Source organism: Klebsiella sp. 141153 (assembly GCF_032601995.1).
Lineage (GTDB): Bacteria > Pseudomonadota > Gammaproteobacteria > Enterobacterales > Enterobacteriaceae > Klebsiella > Klebsiella aerogenes.
The window spans coordinates 191,475-214,057 of record NZ_JAQIRJ010000009.1 but is presented as its reverse complement, the minus strand read 5'-3'; the positions used below and the strand labels follow the sequence as shown (position 1 = coordinate 214,057).

The window sequence follows — 22,583 nt, the reverse complement described above, 5'->3', positions numbered from 1 at the left end:
CGATGTTACACATCAGCAAACATCATTTTATCTCATTCGCGCATAATCCATGAGTACTGGAAGGTTTTGGCCGCCGGAAAATGGGTGCGCCGACGGTAGGAGCCGAGCGCCTGCGGCGTGCAGTAGGTACAGCTCCCCAGCCATTCGGTATTTTCCGCCGCCACCCCGGCCTGTTGCAGCACCCGTTGCGCCAGCGCGCGGAGATCGAACCACAGATTATCGCTACCGCTAGCCCGCGCTTGCCCCGCTTCTGGCGGAGCGAGGCGCTGATGAAAGAGCTCGTCGCTGTAGCGTCGTATCAATTCGCCCGCCGGCATGGTCAACAGCGTTTGATAAAACTCGGCCGAAACCTCATAGCAGCAGGCGTGAATATGCGGCCCGCAGACCACCACTATTTCTTCTGGCGCCACCTGATGCTGGTGAAACAGCGCCAGGCTGTTTTCAATAATGCCGCTCGCCGCTCCGCGCCAGCCGGCATGCACGCTGCAAACATAGCGCCCATCCCGCGAGGCCATCAATAACGGTAAACAGTCGGCGGTCACCACGCCGACCTTTTGCCCACGCAGGGCCGTAAACACCGCATCGGCGTGCGGCCGCTCTGCCTGCGGCCCCTGATAGTGATGAACCACATTGCCGTGCACCAACTTCACCGGCGCCATTTCGCTGTACGGAAAGGCGGCGGTTTCGTGCACATCAAGAAAAGCGTAGCGAATACCGGGGATATCACTTAATAAGCGGGATGGATAAGACATAACGGCGCGTAAATAAATTGGTGGTGGATTTACCGTAGGCCAAAGCCCATCGATACGCAAGATGTGGATGCTTTGTTCCCGGCGGGACCTCAAGCTCGCTGCCAGCCATAACAAGGTGGGAACGCAGTAATTATTTGCACCCGGCACCGCTATATAATTTAATATACATCGATTATTCTTATCCAACCAGGTCAATCCATGTCACCACACCGTTTACTTTTGGCGCTGACGTTGTGCAGCGCCAGCCTGTTCACCAGCCAGGCTTTTGCCGAGCGCACCGTCACCGACCAGCTGGGCCGCCAGGTTACGCTGCCGGATCACATCACCCGCGCGGTCGTCCTGCAGCACCAGACGCTTAATCTCCTGGTCCAGTTGAATGCCGGCGACGATATCGTCGGCGTGTTAAGCAGCTGGAAAAAACAGCTCGGGCCGCAGTTTGTCCGCTTTATGCCCACTATTGAAAAGCTGCCGACGCCGGGCGATTTAACTCAGGTCAATATCGAAAGCCTGCTGGCGCTGCATCCGCAGGTGGTGTTCGTCGCTAACTACGCGCCGCAGGCGATGATCCAGCAGATCCAAAACGCCGGGGTTCCGGTCGTCACGATATCCCTGCGTCAGGACGCGGCGGGTGAGAAAAACAAAATGAACCCGACAATGGCCAATGAAGAACAGGCCTATAACGACGGCCTTAAACAGGGGATCCGCCTGATTGGCGAAGTGGTCGAACGCCAAAGCCAGGCCGAAGCGCTGATTGATTACACCTTCGCGGCGCGGGCAGAAGCTAACGCCCCGGTCGCCGCTATCCCTGACAGCCAGCGGGTGCGCGTGTACATGGCCAACCCGGACCTCAACACCTACGGTTCCGGCAAATATACCGGGCTGATGATGAAGCATGCCGGAGCGCTAAACGTCGCCGCCGCCACGGTCAAGGGCGCACGCCAGGTCTCGCTGGAACAGATTCTGCAATGGAACCCTGAGGTTATCTTCGTCCAGGACCGCTATCCGCAGGTGGTCAAACAGATTGAAAACGACCCGCAATGGCAAGCGATAGACGCGGTGAAAAACCACCGCGTATGGCTGATGCCGGAATACGCCAAGGCCTGGGGCTATCCGATGCCGGAGGCGTTGGCGATAGGCGAGCTGTGGATGGCGAAAAAGCTCAATCCTTCCCGCTACCGGAATGTCGATGTCGATGCCAAAGCGCAGGATTACTATCAACGCTTCTACCGCGTGAAATGGACGCCGAATGCGCAGTAACCTTCACTGGGCGCTGCTGCACGGCGGGCTGGCGGCGGCGACGCTATTTATCGCTATCGCCTCACTATGCCTGGGGCAGTACCACCTCAGCCTGAATGAGGTCCTTCATGAGCTTACCCATGGCGCGCCCGGCAGCGGCGTCGCCGGGCAGATCGTCTGGTCAGTCAGACTTCCCAGGGTAGCGATGGCGCTGCTGGCCGGCGGCTCGCTGGGGCTATGCGGTGCGACGTTACAGGGCGTATTCCATAACCCGCTGGTCGACCCGCATATCATCGGGGTAACCTCCGGCTCCGCCTTCGGCGGCACGCTTGCTATCCTGCTGGGCTTCGACATCGTATCGATGATGGGTTGCACCTTCTTCTTCGGCCTCGCCGCGCTGGCGCTGGTTTATCTCATCGCCACGCTGCAGGGGCGTGAAAACACGCTGGCGCTGATCCTTTCCGGCATTATTCTCAGCGGTTTCTTTGCCGCGCTGGTCAGCCTGATGCAGTACCTTGCCGATACGGAAGAAACCCTGCCGAATATCGTTTTCTGGCTGCTCGGCAGCTTTGCCACCGCCAACTGGCATAAAGTGCTGTCCATGGCGCTGCCGGTCGCCGTCGCCGCCGTTATCCTGCTAAAGCTGCGCTGGCGTATCAACCTGCTGGCGCTGGAGGATAAAGATGCGCGCGGTCTTGGCGTTTCGGTGGTCAAGTTGCGCCGCGGAGTGTTGGTCTGCTGCGCGGTGCTGGTCGCCGCCCAGGTCGCGGTCAGCGGCAGCATCGCCTGGGTCGGGCTGGTTATTCCGCATCTGGCGCGACTGCTTGTCGGCGCCGATCACCGCCGCCTGCTGCCAACGGCATTCTGGCTAGGCGGCGCGTTTATGGTGGTGGTGGACGACCTGGCGCGCACGTTAACCCAGGCGGAGATTCCGATTGGCATTATTACCGCCCTGCTCGGCGCGCCGCTGTTTACCCTTTTACTGATTCAGTCCCAACGCCGCGGTGTGGCCCAATGAACATTTCATTATCACTGAACGCCCTGCGCTACGGCCATCGTCAGCCGCTCTTCGCCCCGCTGTCCATGCAGTGCCGTCACGGGGAAATCTGGGCGATACTGGGCGCCAACGGTCGCGGCAAAAGTACGCTACTGGATACCCTGACCGGCGTCCTGCCGCCGCTCGGCGGGCAGTTTAACGTAGAAGGCGGCATCGCCATCGTGCCGCAATCGTTCCGCCCGGCGTTTGGCTGGCGGGTACGCGATGTGGTGCTGATGGGCCGCGCGCGACTCGTCGATCTGTTCGCGCAGCCGGGGCCGGAAGATGAGCGGGAGGTTCAACAGGCGCTGGCGCTGCTGGGGATCGCCGCATTGGCCAATCAGGTGTTTCGCGCTCTGTCCGGCGGCCAGCAGCAGTTGGTGCTCATTGCCCGCGCGCTGGTCGGCGCCAGTCAAAATATTCTGTTAGACGAACCCTGTTCGGCGCTGGATCTGGCTAATCAACAGGTTGTATTACAGCTGATTAGCAATCTTGCTCATCGGCAGAGGCGCACCGTGGTATTCACCACCCATGACCCGACTCATGCTCTGCAGATAGCCAGCCACACCCTGCTGCTGTTGCCCGGCGGCGAATGGCTGGCGGGAGAGTCGTTCGCGGTACTCAGCGAAGCGAACCTGCAGCGTGCCTACGGCCTGCCGGTTCACAAAATCGACCATCCCGGTAGCGCAGTGCCGTTACTGGCGCCGCAGTTTACGATCCATCGCTAACGGTCAAAAATCCTGCCGCGCGCAGAAAATTCTGCCCTTCTTCTGCGGTTATATAGCGCCGTAGCTGCCGCGCGGCAGCGCTCTCCTCAATTTGCGCCAGTTGATACTCGCAGCGAATGTTCCACGGCTCGGGAATCAGTAGCGTGCGAAACTGCGCGCTCTCCGTCATCTGAACCGCATAGTGGGCGTAGCCGATAAACAGGTCGGCAAAGTCTTCGCCAATCAGCCACTCTCCTGCGCTCGTGCCAGACGGTACAGTCAGCGACGCCCGACCGCCGACCAGCTGCTGCGCCCGGGACATCAACGCCCGACCGAGGCCCGGATAGCCGGCTTCAAGACGGGCAAAAAGCTGCCAGGTGTAATCGCCGGAAGGATCGCAGCCCGGCGTCGAGGTCGCCAGCCGCAGCCGAGAATCGTGCAGTAACGCCAGCCAGTCAGCGCGATCGGTATCAGGCGTGCGGCGCACGGTCAGCATCAGTCGGTTAGCGGCAAACGAACAGCAGTTTATCGCAAGCCCGGCCTGCAGCAGCGCCTGAGGGTGTTCGGTATTCGCACTGGCGAACAGCGAGCAGCGTTCGCCGCCTTCAATGCGTTCGCGCAGCAGACCAGCCGGGCCGAACTGCGCCTCGACCAGAATGCCGCTAAGCTGCTGAAATCGCGCCAGCAGCGGGAGGAAAGCGCTTTTCAGGCTTCCCGCCGCCAACAGCGTCAATGAAGTGGTCATCACAACAATCGCTATAAAGATGAGAATATAGCGCTAGGGTAACGCCTTTTTTGCTGATTCAGTAGCGAATTTCCGCCCGTTCGCGCAGCTGTTCCGGCGTCGCCACCGGCAGTTGGAAGAACTCGAGATAGGCCGGGATCATCTCGAACAGCATATCGGTACCGCGCTGAATCGGGCACCCCAGCGCCTGCGCCGCCCGCAGTAGCGGAGTATATTCAACGCTCATCACCACCTCGCCGACCCAGGTACGCGGCGACAGGCGCGAAACATCCAGCGGTAGCGGATCATCCGCTTTCATGCCCAGCGGCGTGGCGTTGACCACCAGATCCTGCGCGGCGGGATCGCGCTGCATCAGAACGATCTCCAGACGTGGATAGTGCTGATGCAGCCGCTGCGCCAGCGCCTCGGCGGCGGCTACACAGGTGTCGAACAGCGTCAAGGTACTGACCCCGGCGCCCGCCAGCGATGCGGCAATCGCCGAGCCGACGCCGCCGCAGCCGAACACCTGCGCCCTCGCCCCTTGTGGTTGAAAGCCTTTGCGCGTAATCCCCAGCACAAAGCCTGCGCCATCGAACATATCGCCGCGCAGGCTGCCGTCGGCTTCGCGGCGGATGGCATTGCAGGCGCCGGCGATTGCCGCCGTCGGGCTCAGCTGGTCGACCAACCCGCAGGTCGCCATTTTATGCGGCATGGTGACCAGCGCGCCGACGATGTTGGTCATGGAAAACAGCGCTGGCACCAGCGCCGCGTAATCCTCCGGCCTCACCCCCATCGGCACCACTTTGACGTCCGCCCCGCAATGGGCCAGCCATGGGTTATAAATCATCGGCGCTTTAAAACTGGCGGTCGGATAACCAAGATGCGCTATCAGCCGCGTATGACCACTAATGATCATGCCCTACTCCTGTCGTTACTGCGAAAGTTCGATGCGTTTGACATCGCCAAGAATAAAGAGATATGCCACCACGCCAAGCAGCGCCGCGCCGCCGATATAGACCAGCGCGTAGAAAAAACTACCGGAAGCGGCAACGATAAAACCGATAATCAGCGGCGTGAGGATCCCCGCCAGATTGGTGCAAAAATTAAAGATGCCGGCGGTTATCCCGCCCATCCCCTGCGGCGCAATATCGGAAATTAACGTCCAGCCGAGGCCGACCATTCCCTGGCCAAAGAAGGCAAATGACATCATCAGGATCACCGCCAGGTCGCTCGGCAGCCAGTTGGCGGAAATAATGCTGCTGGCCATCATCAGCCCGACGACGATAGGCAGCTTACGCGCCAGATTGGCCGAACCGGTGGCTTTCAACAGCTTGTCGGAGAGCCAGCCGCCAAACAGCACGCCACCCGCTGCGGCGAGAAACGGCAAGATGGCGAAGAAGCCTACTTTCAACCACGCCATGTGGCGCTCGGTCGCCAGGTACGTTGGAAACCAGGTCAGAAAGAAGACCAGCACGGTATTACCGGCGAATTGACCGACGCTGGCACCAATCACCTGTCGTTTTGCCAACAGCTGGCGCACCAGCGGCCAGCTAAAAGCGTTTTGCTGCTGCTGCGCGCTAGCCAGTCCGCCGCCGCGAAGAATATGTTCGCGTTCACTGTCGCTCAGGCGGCTATCCTGATGGGGTTCACGGTAGCAACGCCACCAGACCAGCGCGAACAGGATGCCAACAACCCCGACGCTGATAAACAGCGCGCGCCAGCCGAAGCTGCCCATAATCCAGAACAGCAGCGGCGAGAAACAGGCCAGCCCGAGATATTCGCCGACGGTGTAGACCGCCGTGGCCTTCGCGCGCTCCTGCTGCGGAAACCAGGTACTCACTACCCTGCTGTTGACCGGAAAACAGGGCGCTTCACTGACGCCAAGCCCAAAACGACACAGCAACAGCGTTTTCAAGCCAATTGCCATACCGTGAAATAAAGTGAACAGCGACCACAGCGCCAGGGAGAGAAAATAGGTCACCTTATTGCCGAAACGATCGAGGAAAATACCGCCGGGAATTTGCGCCAGCGCATAGGTCCAGGCAAAGGCCGAAAAAACAATTCCCATAATAGCGGCATCAATGCCAAGCTCGGCGGTCAGTCTCGGCGCAGCGATACCGAGCACCGTGCGGTCGAGATAGTTAATCATCGTGCCGACGGCCAGCAGCGCCAGGATCCCGATACGCCGCCGGGAGCGAGGCGCGGTGGTCGCAGTATCCGCCGCCGTCGCCTGGTTATGGCTATAAGAATTCATAGTCGTTTCCTGTCTTGAGTACAGATGAATGTTGTTATTGTGTTTGCGATGTTGTGTTGTGAACCATTTGCTACGTTTAACTGTACTGCATGGCCGAAAGGCGGACGGCGGCATTTACCGCGCCGTACTGGGCGTAACCGTCACGCCGTTCGGTCAATTCGAAGAAGAAGCGCCCCGCCACAAATGGACGGGTATAAAGATGCAGGAATTCGCCGCCGCGGGCGTCACGGTCGTAGAGAATTTGCAGGCGCTGCAATGTCTCTACCTGCGGCTCTTCGCCAAAGCGCGCCAGCAGATCCTCATAGTAATTCGCCGGGATAGGCAGCGCGTTCAGCGCAGCCTGCGGCAGACTTTCGAGCGTTACGGGTAAATCGCGACAGGCAAAAGCGGCGTGCTGCAGCCCGGCCCCCTGATAACAGGCGACCGAACGCGCAATCTGCGTGGCTCGGCTTTGCGATATATTCAGCGCCAGACGAATATCGCCCTGCGGGCTACGAACCGCCAGGCTGCGCACCAGTCCATACGGGTCAGGCAACGTCTGTTCATGTTCGAGACTGAAGCCGAAAACCGTACGGAAAAAGATAATCCAGTTGTCGCGGCTATCGGCCTCCATGCCTAACGCGAGATGGTCAATACCGCGGTAGTCGTCGCGCGGCGCCGCTGCCTGTAAATGAAAATCGCGGGCGTAGATATCGTCACCGGCTTCGACCAGGTAGATCAGGCTACCATCCGGAGCGCAAACCGCCGGGATCGAACTCTCATTTGGCCCCGCATCCCCCTGCCAGGTGGCATAACCGTAGGCGCGGGCGCGTTCCACAACCGGCGCGCTGCGGCTTACCCGTAGCGCCATCGCGCACAATGAGACGCCGTGGCGCTGATGAAAATGGTCGGCCCAGCTGTGCGGCTGCGCATTAACAATCACCCGCGCCTCGCCATTGCGCCAGAGCGCAACCTGCTTGGAACGATGTTTGCCCTGAAGCTTAAAGCCCAGTTGCGTCAGGCGCTGGCCTAGCGCGGTAGACTCCGCCGGACTAGCGGCGAACTCAATAAACTCCAGACCGTCATAGTGCGGTAGCGCAGGTGGCGAAAATAACGCCGCGTCGCTATCCGCAAGCTGCCGACGGGTCTGCTCTTCGAGCCACAGCAATGAACGGTAGCCATCTTTTGCCGTGGCGCCGTTGGGTGAGGCGCGAAAGCCGTCATTGAAAATCTCCAGCGACCAGGGTCCGCGATAGCCGCAGCGCGTCAGTTCACAGGCGAAATCCACCAGCGGCAGTTGCCCCTGGCCCGGGAAGCAGCGGAAATGACGGCTCCATTCGAGGACATCCATCTTCATCAACGGCGCGTCAGCCAACTGCAGGAAGGTGATTTTCTCAACCGGCACCGCGGCAAGGCCTTGTAGATCATCCCCGAGCGACAGAATATGGAAGCTATCAAGCACAATGCCCATCGCCGGGCTGTTCACCCGCTGCACCCGTTCCCATGCCTGACGCCAGCGGTTGACGTGGGTTCCCCACGCCAGCGCCTCGTAGCCGATGATAATCCCCTCCTGCTCGGCGAGCTCAGCCAGCGCGCGCAGGTCGGCGACCTGCAGTTCGATATCGGCAGAACAGTCCGGCTGAACGTTGCTACAGAGCAGCATGGTGTTGCAGCCTAATTCATGCATCAGGGCGAATTTCCGCTTCGCCCGCTGCAGGTTAGCGGCAAACTGCGCGCGGCTGGCGCCCTCGAAATCACGAAAGGGTTGAAAAAGCGTGATTTTTAGCCCTAATTCAGCGGCAAGGTTGCGAATATCGCGCGGCGTGCCCGTATAATAGAGCAGATCGTTTTCAAAGATTTCAACGCCCTGATAACCGGCCGCGGCGATAGCGTGCAGCTTTTCAGGTAAAGTACCGGATATCGAAACGGTAGCGATGGAACGCAACATAAGAGTCCTCGGGTCATCATTCGACATGAGCACTGACTATGTATCATTTGGTTCACAGGCGCCAGATTTGGTTGCTGAATTGTGATCATTATGTGTATTTTTTCTCTCCACAGAAAAAGGAGTCGTTATGTCCCTCGTTGCTCATGATGAAGCACAATCCCTGAAAGAGCGCATCTTCGCCGCCGCCATTACCGTGTTCGCCGAATATGGCCTTCCCGGCGCGCGTATGGAGCAGATCGCCATCGAGGCGCAAACTACCAAGCGTATGGTGGTCTACTACTTCAAGAGCAAAGAGCAGCTGTACCAGGCGGTACTGCAACATGTGTATGCGCAGATCCGTGAAACGGAACAACAGCTGGGGCTGGAGCATCTGCCGCCGGTAGAGGCGCTGGCGCAACTGGTGAAATGGAGCGTGCGCTATCACGCCACGCATGCCGACTATATGCGGGTTATCTGCATGGAAAACATGCAGCGCGGGAAGTGGCTCAAGGGTTCAGAGGAGCTGAAGCCGCTGAACCGTACCGCGTTGTCGATAATCGAGGATATTTTACAACGCGGCCAGCAACAGGGGATTTTCCAGGCCGGTCTGCAGGCGCGCGACGTGCACCGGCTGATTAGCAGCTTCAGCTTCTATCAGGTATCGAATTTTTATACCTTCAGTAGCCTGTACCTCGACGATCCGCTGCCTGAAATCGACGACGAAGCAATGGTTTCACACCACTGCGAGATTGCGGTGAAAGCGGTGATTCGGTTCGTTATCTCTTAAGCATTACTTATGTCGGGGCGCGGCGATTAGTGCCCCGATAACGCGTGAATCACCCTTTCCATCGCCTCGCGGGTTAGCGCGGAACGTTCAATTTTGCTATTTGCCAGCGCGGTGCGTACGACACCGGCAATAACAATATGTTTTGGCTGCTGGCCAAGATCGCGCATTTCCAATACCACCTTACCCACTACGCGGCACATTTCCTGATAGAGCTCGTCGTCTTTCGCTTTATTTCCCATTATTAAGACTCTTAAATTATCATTATCAATCAATTCATTATTGATACGATTTTATAATAAAGCAAACTGCGCTATTTTTTTCGTTCAATGAGGCGTTTTACTGCCTTTAATCGGTTAGTAAATATGATAAAACACCGTTTAATCTGATCCGCTGCGGCAAAAGTGTGTTGCAGGTTCGCGAGCAAATCGTGTGAATTTTGTTACATTAATCACACTAAAAATGAAACGCCGTTTTTATTTTCCTTTTTGGTTTCGGCAGCGTATAATGCGCCTCGATTCTTTCTTGAATGGTTTCAGCGCATTGGACTGCACAAAAAAACGTACAAAACATTGCCACTTTTCATGGGCTGAACCGCCAGCACACATTCTTCTGCACGCTCTTTTGTTGTCACCTATCCTTAGAGCGTGGCATTGCAACTTTCGTAACACAGGTTTGACTCCGCGGCAGTGCGCCCCCGGAGCGAGATTTCCATATCCTTCACAACTTAAAGACTAAGACTGTCATGAAAAAGACCAAAATTGTTTGCACCATCGGTCCGAAAACCGAATCCGAAGAGATGTTGACCAAAATGCTGGACGCGGGCATGAACGTCATGCGTCTGAACTTCTCTCACGGCGACTATGCGGAACACGGTCAGCGCATCCAGAACCTGCGCAATGTGATGAACAAAACCGGTAAGAAAGCCGCAATCCTGCTGGATACCAAAGGGCCGGAAATCCGCACCATTAAGCTGGAAGGCGGCAACGACGTCTCCCTGAAAGCGGGCCAGACCTTTACCTTTACCACTGACAAGTCCGTGGTCGGCAACAATGAAATCGTTGCGGTGACCTACGAAGGCTTCACCACCGACCTGAGCGTCGGCAACACCGTGCTGGTCGACGATGGTCTGATCGGCATGGAAGTGACCGCTATCGAAGGTAACAAAGTTATCTGTAAAGTGCTGAACAACGGCGACCTCGGCGAGAACAAAGGCGTTAACCTGCCGGGCGTTTCCATCGCTCTGCCGGCGCTGGCTGACAAAGACAAGCAGGACCTGATCTTCGGTTGTGAGCAAGGCGTTGATTTCGTTGCGGCTTCCTTTATCCGTAAACGTTCTGACGTCGTTGAAATCCGCGAGCACCTGAAGGCGCACGGCGGCGAAAACATCCAGATCATCTCCAAAATCGAAAACCAGGAAGGTCTGAACAACTTCGACGAAATCCTCGAAGCTTCTGACGGCATCATGGTTGCTCGCGGCGATATGGGCGTTGAAATCCCGGTTGAAGAAGTTATCTTCGCGCAGAAGATGATCATCGAAAAATGTATCCGCGCGCGCAAAGTCGTTATCACCGCGACCCAGATGCTGGATTCCATGATCAAAAACCCGCGCCCGACCCGCGCTGAAGCAGGCGACGTCGCTAACGCCATCCTCGACGGCACCGATGCCGTTATGCTGTCCGGCGAATCCGCGAAAGGTAAATACCCGCTGGAAGCCGTTACCATTATGGCGACCATCTGCGAGCGTACCGACCGCGTGATGACCAGCCGTCTGGATTACAACAACGACAACCGTAAACTGCGCATTACCGAAGCGGTTTGCCGCGGCGCTGTTGAAACCGCTGAGAAACTGGAAGCGCCGCTGATCGTCGTCGCCACCCAGGGCGGTAAATCTGCGCGCGCAGTGCGTAAATACTTCCCGGACGCCACTATCCTTGCGTTGACCACCAACGAAACCACCGCTCGTCAGTTAGTTCTCAGCAAAGGCGTGGTACCGCAACTGGTGAAAGAGATCGCCTCTACTGATGATTTCTACCACCTGGGTAAAGAGCTGGCGCTGCAGAGCGGCCTGGCGCGTAAAGGCGACGTGGTTGTGATGGTTTCCGGCGCGCTGGTTCCAAGCGGCACCACTAACACAGCCTCCGTGCACGTGCTGTAATAATTTACAGGTTATTTTATCTTTTTTTAAAGCGTCCCTCTGGGGCGCTTTTTTTTATTCATTCCCTAGCTGTTCTTAATAAAAATGCAAATCGGATTTTACTATTTAATAAGAGATTATCTAAGATGAATCCGATGGAAGCCTTCTGTTTTCACAGCGCTTTTTAAACCAGATCGACGAATTCGATGCTTCTTTGAGCGAACGATCAAAAATAAGTGCATTCGGATAAAAAAAATATTCTCATCCCAAAAAAGTTTGTGTAATACTTGTAACGCTACATGGAGATTAACTCAATCTAGAGGGTATTAATAATGAATCGTACTAAACTGGTACTGGGCGCGGTAATCCTGGGTTCTACTCTGCTGGCTGGTTGCTCCAGCAATGCTAAAATCGATCAGCTGTCTTCTGACGTTCAGACTCTGAACGCTAAAGTTGACCAGCTGAGCAACGACGTGAACGCAATGCGTTCTGACGTTCAGGCTGCTAAAGACGACGCAGCTCGCGCTAACCAGCGTCTGGACAACCAGGCTCACTCTTACCGTAAGTAAGAGTTCTGGTAATAAAAATGGCGCACATTGTGCGCCATTTTTTTTGCCTGTCGTTTTACCCTACTGCGTCAGCTTAGCGTCGTTGTGCTGGCTATTCTGCGCCGACAGCTCCGTCGTCGCGCTGCCCGCCCCTTCCGAAACCACCACCGGATACCCTGCTCTACGCGACAGCGCTTTTTTCAGCTGCAGATCATCCACCGCTTTATCGTCAGAAAAGGCCTGAAACGCGGCAGGAAGCGTGTAAGAGATTGTCCGGGTATTTTCCCCTTCGGTTTGCGAAAGCGGCCTGTGGACCTCTACGTAGCGTTTACCATCGGGTTCTACCGCGAACTTCACCGGCTGATTGATAATCCGCACCGGCGTCCCGGCGCGCACCTGGCTGAACAGCGCCTTAATGTCATCGGCATTCATCCGCATACAGCCGGAGCTCACCCGTAGCCCGACGCTATCAGGGGCGTTGGTACCGTGGATCAGATATTCGCCGTTACCGTAGGCCAACCGCAGGGCGTAACGGCCTAATGGATTATTAGGCCCGGCGGGGATCACCGGCGGCAGCTTAATGCCCTTCTCCAGCGAGCGCGCGCGAATACCGGCAGTTGGCGTCCAGGTCGGGTTAGGGATTTTCTGCCCGACGCGGGTAGTCATCTCCGGCGTTTCCAGCCCCAACTGGCCAATGCCGAGGGGATAGACCTGCACCTGATTTTGCCCCGGCGGGAAATAGTACAGCCGCAGCTCGGCCAGATTGACGACAATGCCTTCACGCGGCACATCCGGCAGCAGCATCTGCGATGGGATTAAGACCCGGGTGCCCGGCTTCGGCTGCACCGGCGCAATCGTATCGTTGGCTTCAAGAATCAGCATCGCCGCCGTGTCGAAGTGGCGGGCGATAGCCTGCAGGTTGCGATCCCCTTCCTGTACCGTCCAGTATTGGTTTTGGCCAATCAAACGGCTGTTGGCAGGGGGAAGTGGATAATCGACAGCCCAGGCGCCGTGCTGCGCGCTCAGAGCTGCGAGAAGGGTCATCGTGATGAGAGACGCGCGTTTCATACTGAGATTCCTTCTTTCGCTGATAAAACGCCAGGATCTGCGCGGCGACGAAAGCACTCGCCTTCGTCGCACGTAACAGAATGAAATCTACCTGTTTATTCTAGCTAAGATTTGCAGCTTTCGCGCGAATTGCGCGGATCATCGCTTCAAGGCCCTGCGAGCGGGAGGGGGTAAGATGCTGGGTCAGCGCCATTTTTTCAAACCACGGGCGCACATCGAATTCGCTAATATCCTGCGCGGTCATGCGGTCGTAAAGGATGAAGACCACCGCAATCAGCCCTTTGACGATGGCCGCATCGCTATCACCGCGCAGGGTAATCACGCCGGATGGCTCCTGCTCCATCACGATCCACACCTGGCTTTGGCAGCCCTGAATAATGTTCTGCGCGATGTGTTCTTCCGCGCTGAGCGGCGCCAGGCGCTGGCCGAGTTCAATGATGTAGAGATACTTCTCTTCCCAGTTGGCGCAGCGGGTAAAGTTGCGCAGCAATTTGTCTTTGTCTGGTAATGCCGCCATAGTCGCGTCCTTTAACCAAGTAATTTGTGGATCCGCTGTAGCCCGGCCACCAGCCGATCCACCTCTTCCATCGTATTGTACATCGCCAGCGATGCCCGGCACATCGCCGGAACCTGGTAGAACGCCATCAGCGGCATCGCGCAGTGGTGTCCGGTGCGCACCGCGATCCCGTAGTTATCGAGAAAACTGCCGACATCGTAGGCATGATGTTTCCCGAGGTTAAAAGCGATGACGCCCAACCGATGTTGCGGGCCATAAAGCGTCAAGTCCGGCACCTTTTTCAGCTCCTCGAGAGCATAGCGCATCAGCGTCTGCTCATATTCGCCAATCTGCTCAAGCCCAATCTGGCTGACATAGTCCAGCGCCGCGCCGAGGCCAATAATTCCGCCGGTATTCGGCGTACCGGCTTCAAAGCGCCACGGCGCCTTCGCCCAAGTGGTGCCCTCCTTCAGGCTGACGGTGGCAATCATCGACCCGCCGCCTTCCCACGGCGGCATCTCCTGCAGCAATGCTTCTTTGGCGTACAACACGCCGATACCGGTCGGCCCGTACAGCTTATGCGCCGAGAAGACGTAAAAATCGCAGTCCAGCGCCTGCACATCCACCGGGTGATGCATCACCGCCTGCGCGCCATCCACCAGCACCTTAGCGCCATGCTGATGCGCCAGCGGGATCAGCGCCGATAGCGGATTTTCCGTCCCCAGCACGTTCGACACCTGGGTTATCGCCAGCAGTCGGGTACGGTCGTCAAACAGGCCGGGGATAACGTCGAGCTGTAGGGTGCCATCCTGGTTGAGGGGGATCACTCTTAGCTCGGCGCCGACGCGGGCGCAGAGCATCTGCCACGGCACGATATTGGCGTGGTGTTCCATCTCGCTGACGATAATATTATCGCCGGCCCCGACGTTAGCCCCGCCCCAGCTATTGGCCACCAGATTGATGCCTTCGGTGGTACCGCGTACGAACACCAGCTCTTCCGGCGAACGGGCATTAAGGAAAGCGGCCGCCTGTTGGCGTACCTGCTCCATCCGCGCCGTCGCTTCGGCGCTCAGGGTATGGATACCACGATGGACGGCAGCGTAACCGTGGCGATAAAACTCGGCTTCGGCATTAATCACCGCTTCCGGTTTCTGCGCGCTGGCGGCGCTATCGAGATAGACCAGCGGCTGACCATTAACCTCGCGGCTCAGCACCGGGAAATCGGCGCGCAGGCGTTCCACTGAAAATGTCATGCATCTCCTCCCGGCAGGCGCTTGCCTATACGCGCCAACACCTGTTGTTTCAGCGCATCATCGCTAATAGCTTCAGTGAGCTCGGCGGCGAAGGCGTAAAGGATCATCTGCTGCGCCGCCTGTTGATCGATACCACGCGAGCGCAAATAAAACAGCTGTTCGTCATCAATGCGCCCGACGGTAGCGCCGTGGCTGCATTTGACGTCGTCGGCGTAAATTTCCAGCTGTGGTTTGGTATCGACTTCCGCCAGCCTTCCCAACAACAGATTGTTATTGGTCATCTGGCCATCGGTTTTCAGCGCGTGTTTCGCGACGTTAATCAGGCCATTAAACACCGCCCGCCCCTTATCGCTGACGATGGTTTTGTGTAGTTGACGGCTGTTGCAGTAGCCAACGCGGTGATCGAGCCAGGTGCGGCTGTCGCAGACCTCGTTTTTCACCGGCATCGCCAGCGAGTTAATACGCAGATTGCTGTTTTCACCAGCCAGACGGGTGCTGGTATGGTGTCGTAACACCGCGCCGCCCAGCAGGAAGCTGCTGCTGAAAGCCGAAGCATCGCGGCCAAGCAGCAGATCGTTATGGGCGAAGTGATAGCTTTGCCCATTTTCAAATGCCAGCTTGATATGCTGCAGATGGGCATTGTCGGCGACAGACATGGTCAGGCGTCCGCCGGTGAAATGCCGCTGCTCATCAAGGCTAGTATAGTGTTCGATGATGGTCGCCTGCGCCCCGCTCTCCAGCGCCAGATGATGACGATAGTGGGCGGTATTAAGCTCGTCGCCGGCCAGACCGCTGGTGATATGCATCAGCAGCAGCGGCTTTTCCGGGCGCTGGTTGCGCTTCACGCTGATGCGAGTCACCGTCTGCGCCAGGCTTTCGGTGAGATGCAGAAACACTTCCGGCTGTACCGCTTCCGGCAGATGCTGGCGCTGGTTATCAACGCTGACGTCAAAACCGCTAGCGGCGAGATCGTCACTGAGCGCCGGGCTGAAGCGGCCATCGACAAACACCATCCGCCAGGCGTCGAGATTGAGCGCCAGCGCGTCGCGCTGCGCCACGCCGAGCGTCGCCGGACTTGCAACAAAAGTGCCGCTTAGCAGCGTATCCAGCGGGGTATATTTCCAGTTTTCATGTTTGCGCGTCGGCAGTCCCAGGCGCAACAGCTGCTGCAGATGCTGATTGGCCTGCGGCGTGCGCGCCTCGCCCTGCGCTTCAAACAGATGATGCCACTGCTGCAGCGCGTTACTGCTGTTCGCTAAGCCAGCCATAGCCCTGCTCCTCCAGTTGTTTAACCAGAGTAAAATCGCCTGACTTGACGATCCGCCCCTGATACAGCACGTGGACGTAATCCGGTTTGATGTAATCGAGGATACGCTGATAGTGGGTGACGATAATAAAGGCGCGTTTGCCGTCGCGCAGCGAGTTAACCCCCTCCGAGACAATCTTCAGGGCATCTATATCCAGCCCGGAATCCGATTCATCCAGGATACACAACTCAGGCTCAAGCACCGCCATTTGCAGAATATCGTTGCGTTTTTTCTCGCCGCCGGAGAAACCGACGTTCACCGAACGAGTTAGCAGATCTTCCGGCATCTTCAGCAGTTTGATCTTCTCTTCCATTAAATCCTGGAAATCGAAACGATCCAGCGCTTCCAGGCCGCGATAGCCGCGCACCGCATTGAGCGCGGTTTGCAGGAAAAATTGATTACTGACGCCGGGAATTTCCACCGGGTACTGAAAAGCCATAAAAATGCCTTCCCCGGCGCGATCCTCCGGAGCTAATTCGAGCAGGTTTTTGCCCTTAAACTCGACGCTGCCGCCGGTGACTTCGTAATCTTCCCGTCCGGCGAGCGTAGCCGAGAGCGTACTTTTCCCTGAGCCGTTAGGGCCCATGATCGCGTGCACTTCGCCGGGGCGCACCTCAAGGTTCAGCCCGCGCAGGATCTCTTTGTCTTCTACGGCGACTTGCAAATCTTTAATACTTAACATCTTTTTTCCTTAATTATCAGCCGACGCTATGTTCAAGGCTAATAGCCAGCAATTTTTGCGCTTCGACGGCGAACTCCAGCGGCAATTCTGAGAACACGTCTTTACAGAATCCATTGACGATCATCGAGATCGCATCATCTTCGCTAATGCCGCGCTGCAGACAGTAGAACAGCTGATCTTCGCCAATACGCGAGGTGGTGGCTTCGTGTTCCAGCTGGGCGCTGTTATTGCGGCATTCGACATAGGGGAAGGTATGCGCCCCGCAGTCCGGGCCGATCAGCATCGAATCGCACTGGGTGAAGTTACGGGCGTTAGTGGCGGTCGGCATAATTTTGACCAGCCCGCGATAGCTGTTCTGGCTGTGTCCGGCGGAGATCCCTTTTGAGATAATGGTCGAGCGGGTGTTCTTGCCGATATGAATCATTTTGGTCCCGGTATCCGCCTGCTGATGGCCGCTGGTCAGCGCCACCGAGAAGAATTCGCCGATCGAGTTATCGCCGCGCAGAATGCAGCTCGGGTATTTCCAGGTAATGGCCGAACCGGTTTCCGACTGGGTCCACGACATCTTGCTGTTTTCGCCTTCGCACAGCGCGCGCTTGGTGACGAAGTTAAGGATGCCGCCGGTATTGTTATCGCCGGGGAACCAGTTCTGCACGGTGGAGTACTTCACTTCCGCATCTTTATGAATGATGACTTCCACCACCGCCGCGTGCAGCTGATAGCTGTCGCGTACCGGCGCCGAGCAGCCTTCGATATAGCTCACATAGCTACCTTCGTCGGCGACCAGAATCGTACGTTCAAACTGGCCGGTTTTCTCGGCGTTAATACGGAAATAGGTCGACAGTTCCATCGGGCAGCGCACGCCTTTCGGCACGTAGATAAAGGTGCCATCAGAGGCGACGGCGGCGTTCAGCGCGGCAAAAAAGTTGTCGTTGCCCGGCACTACGGTACCAAGGTACTTTTTCACCAGTTCCGGATGATCGTGAATCGCTTCGCCAAAGGAGCAGAAAATGATCCCCTGCTCCGCCAGCTTCTCGCGGTAGGTGGTCGCCACAGATACCGAGTCGAAAATGGCGTCCACCGCCACTTCTTTGCCTTCACGCACCGGTACGCCAAGCAGGTTAAAGGCTTCCTCGACTTCATTCGTCAGGAAGGTATTCGCCCCGGTTTGCTGTACCGCGCCGGGTTCCGAGGCGCAGGTATCATCGCAGTTACCGCAGGATGGCGCCGAGTAGTAGCTGTAATCCTGATAATTGAGCTTATCGTAATGCGCTTTCAGCCAGTGCGGCTCTTCCATCTCCTGCCACGCCTTAAAAGCGTTGAGACGAAATTCGAGCATCCAATCCGGTTCATTACGACGCGCGGAAATCGCGCGAACCACCTCTTCGTTGATGCCTTTGGCCAGCTCATCGGTTTGTAGCTGAGTAAAGAAGCCTTCTTTATAGTTGAGCGGGCCGCCGGTCCAGCTTTTGACATCGTCAGTTGCTTCAGTATTTCGAGACATAGTTACTCCGCCTGCACCCCGAAGCTTTCGCCGCAGCCGCATTCGTGCTGCGCTTTCGGGTTATGAAACTTGAATATTTCATTTAAGCCTTCGCGAACATAATCCAGTTCGGTGCCATCAATAAACGGCATCGCCTGCAGCGGCGCAAACAGCTTCGCGCCGTCGCGCTCAAACAGCAGGTCGTCGTCCGCCGGTTCGGCAATCATCTCCAGCACGTAGCCAAAACCGGCGCAGCCGCTGGTTTTGATTCCCAGACGTAGCCCCTGCTTGTCCGGCTGTTTATGCATCAGTTCGCGGATATGGGCCGCCGCCGCGGGGGTCATCGTCAGCCCCTGCCAGTTAAAATCGTCGGGATTAAAGGTGCTTGTTTGTAATTCCATCGCTCTACCTCATCGATTGCCGCTATCGGGCCCTACCCTCATGTTAGTGATAATGATTATCACTTCAACCCTGCGGGAACAGGGGTATTCGGCCATTTCGCCCCTTTTTACGCTTTTCTATAAGCATAGACCCTGGTCGAGAGGTTATCAGACCGCATTTTTTGCAATTAATAGATTGATAAATAATAAGTTATTAGGATAAGCGCGTATATAAAGCGGCAATGAAGAAAGATGTATCGAAAATACCTATTTATTGAATAGGAAAAAGGCCCGTCTATGTGGTGGCCACAGGTAGCTTCCTAGCCAGCGCCAGGATTGAGAACGCCTGTGCCTTCAGGATGTCATCAAAGTGAAAATAATAGTAATTAGCTATAGAAAATAGCGTTTCTGCCGCTGGAATTCGGAATTTAATGCCACCTCTATTATGAACCATCATTCGGTTATACTTTTTGTTATCCGACGCGTATTTTTTACTAGGATTTTTCCTGGTAGAGAGGTAGATTCTTCGCCATAACAATAAAATCGCCGATCTTCATTCCTGAGGATATCTCAAATGGAAAATTTATTTTTCGTTATTATTGTGATAATTCTTTTGTTACTTGCCGTTGCTGTTTTCATCTCCTATATCAAGGATCGAAAAAAACAAAAAAACACATTCAAAAAGAAATATTAATAACTCAAATATTATTCCCTACTTCTATCAAAAGACTTTCTATTATAATTTTCAATCATGCCCCGTCACAGGGGCGTACAGACACAACAAGAAACGTCCCCCACGCTGACGCTCTTCGTCATGCCTTTAGTGACTTTCCATAGAATATTTATTGCACCACGGTAAGTGACTCGCTGGCGAAGAAAACAATGATATAAACCCCATTGTAAAAAACCGCTACAAGCAATGCCCAAAGCAGACTATCGATTATCATTTTTGTGGTAAATAAACCAGAAACATTGACACAAAATAATAAGTGTCGCTTAAGACCAGAAATATTCATGGCCAATTCCTCATGAACTTTCGCCGGGCATATTACTGGTTCAAGAATACTTCCGATTCAGTTTTTTTTCGTCCTAAAGAGAGCCCGGCATAACTAGACGCTATGTCTGGCCAAACATGCCACATACTTTTTCCCCGATTGACGTACGATTTCTTGGGCATTAACCAGAATTTCCCGCCCTTCAAACGCGCCGTAGATTTGACTAAACTTCACCCCGTCGAGACGTCGGAGGATATCACTCACCGCGGCAGCCGACAGCGGCAGCATATTGGGATAACTCCACATGAAAGAAACGGCGTTAGCTCCCGGCGCAACCTGGACTATATCGCCGGATAATAGCAGGCCGTCGCCCTGCGCCCAGTGCAGGACGCAGCCACCAGCAAAATGCCCACCAAGGCGGATCAGACTGGCATCAGCCGTTAGTTGCAGGCTATCGCCCTCCCAGAAGGTAATCCACGGGCTGTCGCGCTGACCCACTGGCGGTCATCCCCATGCAGATAGATTGGCGCCTTGAACTCCGCCGCCCAATCCTGCATACAACTGTAGTAATGCGGATGTGAGATAGCGATGGCTTTCAGCCCACCCAGCGCGGAAACCAGCGTTTTTGTCGCCTCATCGAGGTTGGCGATGCAGTCCCACAGAATATTGCCCTGCGGCGTACGCAGCAGAAATGCACGCTGGTTAATGGCAAAACTGGGGATGGTGCGAATGCTAAAAAGCCCACTGTTATGCTGCTGCCATTTATTGTTATGCGATGCGGTAAGCTTATTTAACGTAATCCACTGCTGCCCGCCCACAGGAACAAATTGACGCTCGTCTTCGCAGATCGGGCAATGTTGTTGTGTAGGGACTTCGCTAAATTCATAGGAGGTACCGCAAGCTTTGCACAGCGTAATTGTCATATCTCCCTCTCTGTTCCATGATGCAATAACAAGCGTGCCGCCACTTATTTTAACTATATGTCAGATGGCGCGTGATGCAACGACCTACCGAGTTTGGTAGCGTTCTGCGTTTTTTATCGTTTGGCTTAACGGGCATAATCAACCGGCGGCAATAGATGAATGATGGACGGGGAAGGCATGCGCAAATTTTCAGCATTAATATTAATGGGGTTACTTACCGGCTGCTCGGTTAACGCGCCGCAAAGCGCGCAATACAATGCCGAATACTCCCAGCGCCAGGATATACGCACGCAGAACGTATATCGATTTAAGATCAAACCGCTTCAATCCAGCGGCGGAAAGTATTGGGGCGCGGATAATTTAACGCAGGTTTTTTACGTCAGTGATAAAAATGCCGCAACCGTTGAATTACGCTTCAACTACCCTACCGCAACGCTACAGGCCTCATCGTTAGACGGACAAGGGAAAGTAGTAAGCACTCAAACGTTCATCCTGTTAGCCGAATCCGCGGCGCCGCCATCGGGTTCGGACAAGAAGTACTTATACCTGACAAAAAGTGGCGAGTTACTGAGCAAATGGAAAAACTGTACGCCGGATATGAGCGTGGCTTGTAGTTGGGGAGGTCATCAAATATTTATCACCCGCAGCGCCGATCTGGCAGTGCAGTATGCAACCGGTGGTGCAGGTTTAGCTTTTCTGCTGATTCCATTTTACACATCCGAAGCCCGACTACAGATTTTCCCCAAAGCGCCAATCGACGCTGCTGGCAATTAATAGCAAGCCTTCTTTGCAGGACGATTCAATTTTGTGATGAAGTGAGTTAATTCTTAAAAGCAGGGTTGGTTAAGTCTGCGTTTACTCATGTACAATTGACGTCGTTGATGAATACTTGCCGGAGCAACGCTGGGCTATTATTTACGGGAGCTTGTGTCTTACAGGATGATTGATATCAGTATTATGTCGATGTGCATGGTAGTGCTGCTGGTGATGAGCGTGTTACTGGAGTAACCATTCCCCCCTTCCCCTACCGTTTTTGTTAGCTTATTTTACCGCTGAATTGGGCATAAAATTTCCCAGCCGCTTCTCCAGCCGGGAAGCGGTCGGGCTGCGCCTTAACATCCGGCAAAACGGTGTTTACGCCCTTTGTAAGGAAGCATCCGAAAAATTTGCCAAAATGGGTTCGCCCGCGGGTATCCAGCGGGCTTTTTTTGTTTGCTTGCGGCTATCATGAGCACAAAAAAAACCGCCGTGATTCACGGCGGTTTGCTGTCTCAGCGTGAATAGGCGCTCGGCGTATTAGCTCTTCACTTTACGGTAGATAAACAGCACCACAAGTGCGCCAATTACCGCCACGACAAAGCTACCGAAGTTAAAACCGTCAACTTTGCCAAAGCCGAATAACGTACTGATCCAGCCACCGACTACCGCACCGATAATACCGAGGATCACGGTGACAATAAATCCACCGCCGTCTTTGCCCGGCATAATCCACTTAGCCAAAATACCAGCGATCAAACCAAAAATGATCCAGGAAATGATACCCATGGTTAACTCCGTCCTCTTTGTTACCGTGAATGTAATTCGTAATTAAAATAGTAGCATAATTACAACGAATGATTTAACAAATATATATTTATTAGATGATTGCTTGCCGTGCCGTTAGCCATGGTCTACAGATTATTCAGTGCTCGTTAACGCCGAAGGAGTGAGAAATGGGATATTACGTACTGAAAAAGTCTGAAAAGAGTGTCTCACAGCCGTGGTATTTTCTGCTGAAGGCTGACAACCATGAGACCATCGCCACCAGCGAGATGTACTCGTCGAAAGATGCGGCTAAAAAGGGTATCGCCTCGGTGCAGAAAAACGGCGCCAGCGAGGTCATCAAGGACGAAACGCAATAACAAGAAGGGGA

The 22,583-nt window shown here is 55.3% G+C and carries 25 protein-coding genes and 2 pseudogenes; 10 read left to right on the top strand and 17 right to left on the bottom strand.

The features are described 5' to 3' along the window. Nucleotides 1-32: 32 nt before the first annotated feature. Nucleotides 33-752 (bottom strand): polyphenol oxidase family protein, encoded by a 720-nt coding sequence (locus tag PGS10_RS18240; RefSeq protein WP_316423322.1) that lies wholly within the window; start codon nt 750-752, stop codon nt 33-35. A 198-nt stretch (nt 753-950) separates the two neighbouring features. Between PGS10_RS18240 and PGS10_RS18235 the strand changes: the two genes are divergently transcribed. From PGS10_RS18235 to PGS10_RS18225, 3 genes are read left to right on the top strand one after another with little or no spacing between them, the layout of a single operon-like run. Next, entirely contained in the window at nt 951-2,009 is a 1,059-nt protein-coding gene (locus tag PGS10_RS18235; protein ID WP_316423321.1) for an ABC transporter substrate-binding protein, read from the top strand. Then, nucleotides 1,999-3,006, top strand: coding sequence for a FecCD family ABC transporter permease (locus PGS10_RS18230; protein WP_063415807.1), 1,008 nt, complete (start codon nt 1,999-2,001; stop codon nt 3,004-3,006). Before PGS10_RS18235 ends, PGS10_RS18230 begins: the two co-directional genes overlap by 11 nt. After that, on the top strand, nt 3,003-3,752 hold the full coding sequence (locus PGS10_RS18225; protein WP_047046668.1) for an ABC transporter ATP-binding protein: 750 nt from the start codon (nt 3,003-3,005) through the stop codon (nt 3,750-3,752). The genes PGS10_RS18230 and PGS10_RS18225 overlap by 4 nt, the downstream gene beginning before the upstream one ends. On the opposite strand, the gene PGS10_RS18220 is transcribed toward PGS10_RS18225, so the two are convergent. The 4 genes from PGS10_RS18220 to PGS10_RS18205 form a co-directional block, all read right to left on the bottom strand. Then, nucleotides 3,736-4,479, bottom strand: a complete 744-nt coding sequence (locus PGS10_RS18220) for a substrate-binding domain-containing protein (protein WP_316423320.1) — start codon at nt 4,477-4,479, stop codon at nt 3,736-3,738. The genes PGS10_RS18225 and PGS10_RS18220 overlap by 17 nt on opposite strands. A gap of 55 nt (nt 4,480-4,534) precedes the next feature. Continuing rightward, nucleotides 4,535-5,371, bottom strand: a complete 837-nt coding sequence (locus tag PGS10_RS18215; RefSeq protein ID WP_316423319.1) for a shikimate dehydrogenase family protein — start codon at nt 5,369-5,371, stop codon at nt 4,535-4,537. Between the two features lie 15 nt (nt 5,372-5,386). Next, nucleotides 5,387-6,709 (bottom strand): MFS transporter, encoded by a 1,323-nt coding sequence (locus PGS10_RS18210; protein WP_047046674.1) that lies wholly within the window; start codon nt 6,707-6,709, stop codon nt 5,387-5,389. A gap of 76 nt (nt 6,710-6,785) precedes the next feature. Continuing rightward, the gene (locus PGS10_RS18205) at nt 6,786-8,636 is read right to left on the bottom strand and encodes a bifunctional sugar phosphate isomerase/epimerase/4-hydroxyphenylpyruvate dioxygenase family protein (protein WP_063415812.1); all 1,851 of its coding nucleotides are present in this window, start codon (nt 8,634-8,636) and stop codon (nt 6,786-6,788) included. Between the two features lie 127 nt (nt 8,637-8,763). On the opposite strand from PGS10_RS18205, the gene PGS10_RS18200 reads away from it, so the two are divergent. Continuing rightward, on the top strand, nt 8,764-9,402 hold the full coding sequence (locus PGS10_RS18200; RefSeq protein WP_045396118.1) for a TetR family transcriptional regulator: 639 nt from the start codon (nt 8,764-8,766) through the stop codon (nt 9,400-9,402). A 26-nt stretch (nt 9,403-9,428) separates the two neighbouring features. On the opposite strand, the gene fumD is transcribed toward PGS10_RS18200, so the two are convergent. Both fumD and PGS10_RS18190 read right to left on the bottom strand, forming a co-directional pair. Continuing rightward, nucleotides 9,429-9,641 (bottom strand): fumarate hydratase FumD, encoded by a 213-nt coding sequence (fumD, locus tag PGS10_RS18195; protein WP_045396115.1) that lies wholly within the window; start codon nt 9,639-9,641, stop codon nt 9,429-9,431. A 234-nt stretch (nt 9,642-9,875) separates the two neighbouring features. Further along, on the bottom strand, nt 9,876-10,007 hold the full coding sequence (locus PGS10_RS18190; RefSeq protein ID WP_161801916.1) for a hypothetical protein: 132 nt from the start codon (nt 10,005-10,007) through the stop codon (nt 9,876-9,878). On the opposite strand from PGS10_RS18190, the pseudogene PGS10_RS25195 reads away from it, so the two are divergent. The 3 genes and pseudogenes from PGS10_RS25195 to PGS10_RS18180 form a co-directional block, all read left to right on the top strand. Continuing rightward, a pseudogene (locus PGS10_RS25195) lies at nt 10,003-10,137 on the top strand (hypothetical protein); the annotation flags it as partial. The gene PGS10_RS18190 and the pseudogene PGS10_RS25195 sit on opposite strands and share 5 nt — an antisense overlap. Before the next feature lie 7 nt (nt 10,138-10,144). Beyond that, nucleotides 10,145-11,557: a pyruvate kinase PykF gene (pykF, locus tag PGS10_RS18185; protein ID WP_045396113.1), complete on the top strand. Its 1,413-nt coding sequence runs from the start codon at nt 10,145-10,147 to the stop codon at nt 11,555-11,557. 311 nt (nt 11,558-11,868) lie between these two features. After that, entirely contained in the window at nt 11,869-12,105 is a 237-nt protein-coding gene (locus PGS10_RS18180; RefSeq protein WP_002908860.1) for a major outer membrane lipoprotein, read from the top strand. A 60-nt stretch (nt 12,106-12,165) separates the two neighbouring features. On the opposite strand, the gene ldtE is transcribed toward PGS10_RS18180, so the two are convergent. The 7 genes from ldtE to sufA all read right to left on the bottom strand — a co-directional run bounded on the left by ldtE (nt 12,166) and on the right by sufA (nt 18,774). Then, nucleotides 12,166-13,152, bottom strand: coding sequence for a L,D-transpeptidase LdtE (gene ldtE, locus PGS10_RS18175; RefSeq protein ID WP_315710114.1), 987 nt, complete (start codon nt 13,150-13,152; stop codon nt 12,166-12,168). Nucleotides 13,153-13,252: 100 nt separating this feature from the next. Then, nucleotides 13,253-13,669 (bottom strand): cysteine desulfuration protein SufE, encoded by a 417-nt coding sequence (sufE, locus tag PGS10_RS18170; RefSeq protein ID WP_047046681.1) that lies wholly within the window; start codon nt 13,667-13,669, stop codon nt 13,253-13,255. Between the two features lie 11 nt (nt 13,670-13,680). After that, nucleotides 13,681-14,901 carry a cysteine desulfurase SufS gene (gene sufS, locus PGS10_RS18165; protein ID WP_047050186.1) on the bottom strand — a complete coding sequence of 407 codons (1,221 nt, stop codon included), beginning with the start codon at nt 14,899-14,901 and terminating at the stop codon, nt 13,681-13,683. Then, a complete protein-coding gene (gene sufD, locus PGS10_RS18160) occupies nt 14,898-16,169 on the bottom strand; it encodes a Fe-S cluster assembly protein SufD (RefSeq protein WP_045396101.1) in 1,272 nt (423 codons plus the stop codon). The genes sufS and sufD overlap by 4 nt, the downstream gene beginning before the upstream one ends. Further along, nucleotides 16,144-16,890 (bottom strand): Fe-S cluster assembly ATPase SufC, encoded by a 747-nt coding sequence (gene sufC, locus PGS10_RS18155; protein WP_045396098.1) that lies wholly within the window; start codon nt 16,888-16,890, stop codon nt 16,144-16,146. The genes sufD and sufC overlap by 26 nt, the downstream gene beginning before the upstream one ends. A gap of 16 nt (nt 16,891-16,906) precedes the next feature. Next, nucleotides 16,907-18,394: a Fe-S cluster assembly protein SufB gene (gene sufB, locus PGS10_RS18150; protein WP_045396097.1), complete on the bottom strand. Its 1,488-nt coding sequence runs from the start codon at nt 18,392-18,394 to the stop codon at nt 16,907-16,909. 2 nt (nt 18,395-18,396) lie between these two features. Then, nucleotides 18,397-18,774 (bottom strand): Fe-S cluster assembly scaffold SufA, encoded by a 378-nt coding sequence (sufA, locus tag PGS10_RS18145; protein ID WP_045396094.1) that lies wholly within the window; start codon nt 18,772-18,774, stop codon nt 18,397-18,399. Nucleotides 18,775-19,327: 553 nt separating this feature from the next. Between sufA and PGS10_RS18140 the strand changes: the two genes are divergently transcribed. Continuing rightward, nucleotides 19,328-19,447, top strand: a complete 120-nt coding sequence (locus PGS10_RS18140) for a small membrane protein (RefSeq protein WP_152906392.1) — start codon at nt 19,328-19,330, stop codon at nt 19,445-19,447. Nucleotides 19,448-19,595: 148 nt separating this feature from the next. Here the strand turns inward: PGS10_RS18140 and PGS10_RS18135 are convergent, their stop codons facing one another. Both PGS10_RS18135 and PGS10_RS18130 read right to left on the bottom strand, forming a co-directional pair. After that, nucleotides 19,596-19,769 carry a hypothetical protein gene (locus tag PGS10_RS18135; protein WP_155958895.1) on the bottom strand — a complete coding sequence of 58 codons (174 nt, stop codon included), beginning with the start codon at nt 19,767-19,769 and terminating at the stop codon, nt 19,596-19,598. A 93-nt stretch (nt 19,770-19,862) separates the two neighbouring features. After that, nucleotides 19,863-20,671: pseudogene (locus tag PGS10_RS18130) on the bottom strand (MBL fold metallo-hydrolase). A 177-nt stretch (nt 20,672-20,848) separates the two neighbouring features. Here PGS10_RS18130 and PGS10_RS18125 point away from each other — a divergent pair. Next, complete coding sequence (locus PGS10_RS18125) at nt 20,849-21,445, top strand: hypothetical protein (RefSeq protein ID WP_047046943.1); 597 nt, start codon at nt 20,849-20,851, stop codon at nt 21,443-21,445. Between the two features lie 522 nt (nt 21,446-21,967). Here PGS10_RS18125 and PGS10_RS18120 read toward each other — a convergent pair. Continuing rightward, nucleotides 21,968-22,216 (bottom strand): GlsB/YeaQ/YmgE family stress response membrane protein, encoded by a 249-nt coding sequence (locus PGS10_RS18120; RefSeq protein ID WP_020079088.1) that lies wholly within the window; start codon nt 22,214-22,216, stop codon nt 21,968-21,970. 167 nt (nt 22,217-22,383) lie between these two features. Between PGS10_RS18120 and PGS10_RS18115 the strand changes: the two genes are divergently transcribed. After that, entirely contained in the window at nt 22,384-22,572 is a 189-nt protein-coding gene (locus PGS10_RS18115) for a YegP family protein (protein WP_045396087.1), read from the top strand. The last annotated feature ends 11 nt before the right edge of the window (nt 22,573-22,583 follow it).